7 protein-coding genes are annotated in these 7016 nt (G+C 65.6%); all 7 read left to right on the top strand.

What is annotated here, in order from left to right; all coding sequences use genetic code 11:
- Nucleotides 1-856: DUF5667 domain-containing protein (locus U9980_RS16905; RefSeq protein WP_322768797.1), on the top strand; the 856-nt coding region annotated here is incomplete at its 5' end.
- Between the two features lie 182 nt (nucleotides 857-1038).
- Complete coding sequence (locus tag U9980_RS16910; protein ID WP_322768798.1) at nucleotides 1039-1866, top strand: AfsR/SARP family transcriptional regulator; 828 nt, start codon at nucleotides 1039-1041, stop codon at nucleotides 1864-1866.
- Between the two features lie 186 nt (nucleotides 1867-2052).
- A complete protein-coding gene (locus U9980_RS16915; RefSeq protein ID WP_322768799.1) occupies nucleotides 2053-2217 on the top strand; it encodes a lasso RiPP family leader peptide-containing protein in 165 nt (54 codons plus the stop codon).
- Nucleotides 2218-2453: 236 nt separating this feature from the next.
- Entirely contained in the window at nucleotides 2454-4304 is a 1851-nt protein-coding gene (locus U9980_RS16920) for a lasso peptide isopeptide bond-forming cyclase (RefSeq protein WP_322768800.1), read from the top strand.
- Nucleotides 4305-4323: 19 nt separating this feature from the next.
- Nucleotides 4324-4590: a lasso peptide biosynthesis PqqD family chaperone gene (locus tag U9980_RS16925; protein WP_322768801.1), complete on the top strand. Its 267-nt coding sequence runs from the start codon at nucleotides 4324-4326 to the stop codon at nucleotides 4588-4590.
- A gap of 65 nt (nucleotides 4591-4655) precedes the next feature.
- A complete protein-coding gene (locus U9980_RS16930; protein ID WP_322747431.1) occupies nucleotides 4656-5093 on the top strand; it encodes a lasso peptide biosynthesis B2 protein in 438 nt (145 codons plus the stop codon).
- Entirely contained in the window at nucleotides 5090-6952 is a 1863-nt protein-coding gene (locus U9980_RS16935) for an ABC transporter ATP-binding protein (protein WP_322768802.1), read from the top strand. The genes U9980_RS16930 and U9980_RS16935 overlap by 4 nt, the downstream gene beginning before the upstream one ends.
- Nucleotides 6953-7016: the final 64 nt, after the last annotated feature.

Here is a 7016-nt window from a genome sequence, read left to right on the forward strand (position 1 = left end):
GGCTCTGATCGGCGCCCTTGCCACGTCGGTCCTGGTGACGGGTATCGCGGTCAACGCTCATCGGGCGGTTCCCGGTGAACCCTTCTACGGGCTCAAGCTCCGGGTCGAGCAGATCCAGCTTGATCTCACCAGCAACCGTGTCGAAAAGGCCAAGGTCCACCTCGACATCGCCCGGACCAGGCTGGGTGAGATCCAGACTCTCATGGACGACGGACGGCTTCCGACGAAGACCACCGAGATTCGCGGTCTTCTGGCAGCCTGGCGCAACGAGGCGGCGGCCGGCGGGGACGTGCTGGTCGCCGAGGCTCGCAACGGCAGCGACGACGCACTGCGCGCGGTCCGGGATTTCACCGCCGACCAGACCCGGGATCTGCGGACCCTGCTCGACGGCCTGCCCGGTGGTCAGCTGCGCACGATGGCATCCGACGCCCTCGACTACGTGCACGGTGTGGACGACACCCTCACCGCCGCCGGGTTCACGCCACCGTCGCGGGCGGGCGCTCCGGCCGCCGTTTCGACCCCGGGGAACCATTCGCCCACGCAGGAACCGGTCGTCGGGGACCCAACCGCGGCGCTGCCGGTGAACCCCTCCGCCGCGCCGGCTCCCAGCGCGGGTCCTCCCACCGAGCCCACCGCATCGGGCCCGGCCACCGCTGACGTTCCGCCGAGCGCGGGCCCCGCTCCGAGCACCCCTGGGCGCCCGGGGAACGCACACGCCCTCACCGCCAGCCCCACGCCGGCGGCGACAACGCCGACAATCGGGACGTCGACGACACCGAGCACACCGCCCACCGGGACCGGTCCCGACCCTGACGGCATCGTGGCGAACCTGTTGAACCCCACCGACTCCGGCTGACACCTCCGGGCCTCACAATCCAAGGCCGCTGGTTGACAAACGATCGACATGTTCTTCATTCGCACGACTTTCCAATATTAACAGGAGTTTCGAATAACATTTCCAGATAATACGTGCCACCTGCGATACCCGACCGCGATAGCCGGGCTTAACCCGGCTGTCGACCGGGTACCGCAAGGCGTATGGGTGATACCCTGAGCGGGAAAGCTCTTTTTCGCATACTAGGACCACTGGAAGTATACAATCCGGACGGCGAGCCCGTAGATATTCATCAGGGCAAACCACGGGTACTGCTTTCCTTGCTGCTGCTGAACTCCAACACCTGGGTCGGCGTTGACCGGATTTGCTCCTCCCTCTGGGAGGACGAGCCGCCTCGTTCCGCCTCCGGAAACATCAAGACCTATGTCTCCCAGTTGCGTCATGCGCTGCCACCCAGCCGGGATCCATTCGGCAGAATTGAAAGCAAAAGAGGCGGGTACCGCATCAACGTATTGCCCGAAGAAATGGACTTCTCCATATTCGGGAGGATGGCGGACAGAGGTCGGGAAACATTGCGTTCCGGCACCCGCGAGAAAGCCATTGAATACTTCGAGGAAGCTCTGAAGCTATGGCGTGGTCAACCCTTCGAAGAATTGCCCGCGGACATCGCGCTCGCCGAGACCGCCCGGCTTGAGGAACAGCGCTGGGCAGTCTGGGAGGACCTGATGGATGCCCGCCTCGCCCTGGGCCAACCTGAGATCATCCTACCCACGCTGCGTGCACTCATAGTGGAATATCCGCTCCGGGAACGCCTCTGGGGTCAGCTCCTGGTCGCGCTGGACCGTTCGGGCCGTCGAGCCGAAGCCCTGTCCGCCTACCGGACCGTGTACGACCGCCTTGCAAACGATCTTGGAATAGAACCCGGTGTCGACCTACGGCGGCTTCATCATCAGATCCTTTCGGCCGACAACGAGACGCTGGTGGCCGACAACGCCACCAACCCGGGCCTTCCGTCCGATCAGTGCGGGTAACGATGAGGCGCATCAATCGGCGGATGTATGCAGGCTGAACCAAAATTGAACCTCTCGGTGGAACAGTTAACACCAGCCGGACACGGAACGTAGACAAGATACTGGTCCCGATCAGCGATCGGCCCAGTCGGAAAAGATCAGATCGTCCGGCGACCAGACAACCACAGACTTCGACGGGAGGGATCCATGAAGGCTTCCTACGAGGCGCCTGCTCTGCACGAGGCCGGCGCCTTCGCCACGATCACCGGTGGCCACTACTGGGGACACGGGCGTGACTTCTTCGGCCGGCGCCGCGGCTTCCGCGACTTTGGCGAATTTGAGGGACGCCGAGGCAGGTTCGGAGCTAAGTAGCCGGATCGACTCCTCACGTGTCGCGTGGGTGTCGGGTAGGACGCGTGGGTGTCGGGTAGGAGAAGTCTGGATTTCCGCCCACACCCGGCAGCAATCACCTGACAGGCCGTGAGCCGAACGGGGCGGGTGGTGGTGGCCCTACAGCTGCCGCCACCCGCCCACTCATCGGGGTATCGGGGTACTGATGTATCGGGGTACTGATACCGACCGCCGAAAAGGAACGGGGCCCTGACGAGATGACCGGATTTCCTACGCTGCCCACCGGAACCCCGTGGTTCGTGGTGCTACCGGACTCCGGTGTCGCTGCCGCGGTCGCAGCCGAGATCACCGACCATGCCACCGAGTCGGTCCGCTACGATTCCGGCCGGCCATGGCTGTTGGGCGACTGGCCCCGGGATGGGATCGTTACAGCGGTCACGGGACGGTCCCGGATAACGCTGATAGGATGTTGTCCGGTCGACGCCGCCTACCTCACGCGCGTTCTCGAACGCACCCGGGATGTGGCCTCGCTCAACACCTTGGCCTGCTCGTTGCCAGGAAGCTTCCACATCATCGCCGAGATCGACGGCCGTCGCCGTGTCCAGGGCACCGCGTCAGGTACACGGCGGGTCTTCTACGTCGTGGTCGACGACCAGGTGATCGCCGCGGACCGGGCCGACGTACTGGCCGCTGTCACCGGTGGCGAGTTGGACATGCACGCCGTTGCACTGGCGCTCCTCGACCCGATAGCGCCGTACCCGTTGGACGACCAGCCGATGTGGCGAAACATCGAAGCGGTACCGTCGGATCATTTCCTCCTGGTTGCCGAAAACGGGCGGCCAAGCCGGATTCGTTGGTGGCGACAACCCGATCCTGTACTTCCGTTGGCGCAGGGCGCACGGCTGCTACGGCATGCACTCACCGAGGCCGTAGGCGTCCGCGCCGGTATGGGTGGCACTGTGAGCAGCGACCTGTCCGGCGGACTCGACTCGACCTCGTTGTGCTTTCTCGCCGCTCGGCATCCGATCGCTCTCGTCGCCTACACCGGAATCGGACGGGACCCGGGGGACGACGACGCGGAGTGGGCTGCTCTCGCCATCGAGAACCTGCCGACGGCAGTACACGAGATCCTGCCACGTGAAGATCTTCCACTTGTCTATGACGGAATCGCAACCACCGACGAACAGTTGGACAGGCCCTTCATCGGGATTATCGACCGGGCGAAGATGCTCGCCGGATTCCACCGGCTGGCCCCGTACCAACCCCGGGTGCACCTGACCGGACTCGGTGGTGACGAGGTCCTCGAGGGAGCGCCGAACTACCTGTACACGCTGGTCCGCCGCCGCCCGTGGACCGCCTTCGACCGGCTCCGCGGCTTGCGGGCCCACAACCGATGGCCATTGCCGGCAAGCCTGTGGATGATGCTGCGCCCGCGCTCGTACCACGCCGCTCTGTCCGACGTGGCCGCGCAGGTGACCGGTTCCGGGCGGAGGCAACCGCTGCCCGACCTGGACTGGGCCGCTGCGCCACGGCTGGCGCCGTGGGTGACCGCGGACGGCGTCTGCCTGGTGCGTGAGGCGTTCGACGCGGTCCTGGGATCGGCCCGCCCGCTGGCTGGCACCCGTGACCAGCACTGTGACATCCTGTCCATCCGCTCCGGGGCCGGAGCCGTTCGCCTGTTCTCCCAGCTCGCCGCGCCCAGCCGCATCCCGATCGCCGCGCCCTTCCTCGACGACCGGGTCATCGAGGCGTCCCTCATGGTACGTCCGGAAGAACGGTCCACCCCCTGGGAGTACAAGCCGCTACTCAAGGAGGCTATGCACGGAATCGTGCCAGCGGTCTCGCTGGGGCGCGTCACAAAAGCGGAAGGATCGACCGAGGAAGAAGCAGGGCTGTCTGCCAACCGTGACTGGCTGCTGGCATTGTCCGAGAACTCGATGCTTGCCGCTCTCGGACTGGTCGACGCCGAGAAACTACGGGCCGGCTGTCGGTACTCCCACGGGCCTTCGCTGGCTCACGAGCCCCTTCAGCAGACCTTCGCTTGTGAGATGTGGTTGCGGGTACTCGCCGGCGACCGGACCGTGAAGGCGCAGCCTACTCAGGCGTAAGGACTCCGTGGGAGAATAGATGCTGGTGCTACGCAAAGGCGTCGTCCACGCGGAAACCGACTATGGGATCGGGCTCCTGGATGAACGCAGCGGTCGTTACTGGACACTCAACCCGATCGGGGCACTTGTCCTGCGGCTACTGCTCGACGGCGGCAGCACCGCGCAAGCAGCCGACGCTGTGGTCAACAGTTACGAGGTGGATGTCACCACCGCGAACCGGGACATACAGACCCTGCTGGCCCAACTCGACACGGCCGGGTTGATCGCCACCGACTGCGCCCGCTGACGGGAGCAACCCCCGTCCGTCGTCGCACGCCGAGCGGAGCACGTTCACGAGGAAGGTGCCGCCCGATGAGCACACCCATGTCGTTGCCCCGTCGAGGAGGAGAACTGCCGCTGCGCCGACGGCCACTGGCGATCGCCGCGGTCGTGGCCGCCAGGCTTCTGGCCACCCAGCCGCCCGGCCGGATCCGTTCCGTCCTGACCTGGCTGCAGCACGGCGCTCGGCCGGCCGACTACGAGCAGACACTGGCCGCACGGGAGGCCGTTATGACGGTGAGCATCCTGTGCCGGGGCGCGCAGGGCTGTGTTCCCCGGTCTGTTGCCACCGCGCTGCTCTGCCGGGCGTCAGGAGTGTGGCCGACGTGGTGCGTCGGCATTCGCAGGGTCGCTCCGTTCGCGGCGCACGCTTGGGTGGAGGCGGAAGGCATCATGGTGGGCGAGCGGGAACCGACCGGCTACTTCCGGCCGCTGGTCGCCGTTCCTCCCAAAGGCGTCCCGGTGCCATGAGCGACGCATCCCGGGGCATCGCGACGGAGCCGCTTCCAGCGGTTCCCGAGGGTCACAAATGGCCGATCGGTGACTTGTGGCGCCTGCTGCGCGGGCACGGTCGACCCATCGGTATCGCGACCGGGCTAACCCTGATCGGAACTGTTCTCGGAATTGCGCAGCCGCTCCTGGTGAAAAACGTGATCGACGCCGCACAGGCTGGCGGGATCCCCACCTGGATGGTCGCGCTGCTTCTCGTGTTGTTCGCCGGCCAGGCATTGATCGACAGCTGTGGGAACTACCTGTTGGGGCGCACCGGCCAGCAGATTCTGTTCGGCCTGCGGACACGCCTGATCGGTCACCTGCTGCGGCTGCGCATCGGAATCTACGACCGGCAGCGGATGGGTGACCTGATCTCGCGCGCCAACACCGATACGACCCTCGTCCGAGAGGCCGTGGCCTACAGCTTCACGGTGATCGTCACGAGCTCGATCGGTGTGATCGGGACCGTGGCGGCGATGATCTGGCTTAACCCGTTGCTGTTCCTGATCGTACTGGTCGCGGTCGCGGTAGCCGCCACGATGGTGCTGGGCGTGTTGGTGCGTATCCGTGTCACCTCAGAACGCAGTCAGGCCAGCGTCGGGAGCATGACCGCCGACCTCGAAAGGGCGCTCAGCGCAATTCGTACCGTCCGGGCCAGCCGTGCCGAGCAGCGAGAGGCCGAACGTATCGGCGTGCATGTCAAAGAGGCCTATCACGCCGGGGTGCGGATGGCCAAGCTGGACTCGATTGTCACCCCTGCGGTCGAGTTGACCATCCACGGTTCGATTCTGGTGATACTGCTCGTCGGTGGAGTGCTCGTCGCGAAAGGCTCGACATCGCTGGGCGATCTCGTCGCATTCCTGCTCTACGTCACATACCTTGTCATGCCCCTCTCCGAACTGTTCGAGGCCGCGGGCACGATCCAGCGGGGTATGGGCGGGCTGCAACGGGTCAACGCGGTCTTCACGCTCCCGCGCGAAGCCGATGAACAGGACGGAGCCGGGCAGTGGCACCCCAGCTGGGACAACGGCCGGCCAGTGGCCCAGGCTGCGCGCACCGACAGCAATGGCAAGGTAGTCGGCCGGTCGCACGACACACCGGCGATCGAGTTTCGTGGCGTGCAGTTTGGTTACGGGACAGAGCCGGTACTTCGCGACGTGTCATTCACAGTGCCGAGTCACGGCCACATCGCACTGGTCGGTAGGTCCGGTGCCGGCAAGTCCACCGTGCTCCAGCTCATCGAACGATTCTACGACACCGACCGTGGGGAGATTCTGTTCGACGGGCGGGACGTCCGCACCATCGACCGCTCGACGGCCCGCGCCTGGGTGAACCTGGTCGAGCAGCAGGCCCCGGTACTACAGGGCACCCTCCGCGACAACATCCAGTATGCCGCACCCCACGCGACCGAGGAAGATCTCGAATGGGCCGTCCGCACCGCGAGCCTGACGGATCTGCTCGCGCGGGTGCCCGCCGGCCTGGATACCGAAGTCGGTGACCACGGTGTCCTGCTGTCTGGAGGGGAACGCCAACGGGTCGCCATCGCCCGAGCTCTCCTGGCCCGGCCCGCCGTCTTGCTCATGGATGAACCGACTTCGCAGATGGATTCCATGAACGAACACGCGCTGACCCAGGCGATGCGGGAGATCTCAGCCACCGGCGCACTTCTGGTTATCGCACACCGGATCTCCACGGTACAGGCGGCGGACCGCATCATCGTGCTCGACAAGGGACAGGTGGTGGCCACCGGCCGGCACGAGGAACTGTTGCTGACGAGTTCTCTCTACCGACGGCTAGCTTCCAGTCGGCCGGAATCCGGCATAACCGCTGACCGCTGACCGCTGACCGCTGACCGCTGACCGCTGACCGGGAAATATCGGTATGACGTTGCGACGGCCGACG

Origin of the sequence: Protofrankia sp. Cr1 (assembly GCF_963555865.1) — a bacterium.
Lineage (GTDB): Bacteria > Actinomycetota > Actinomycetes > Frankiales > Frankiaceae > Protofrankia.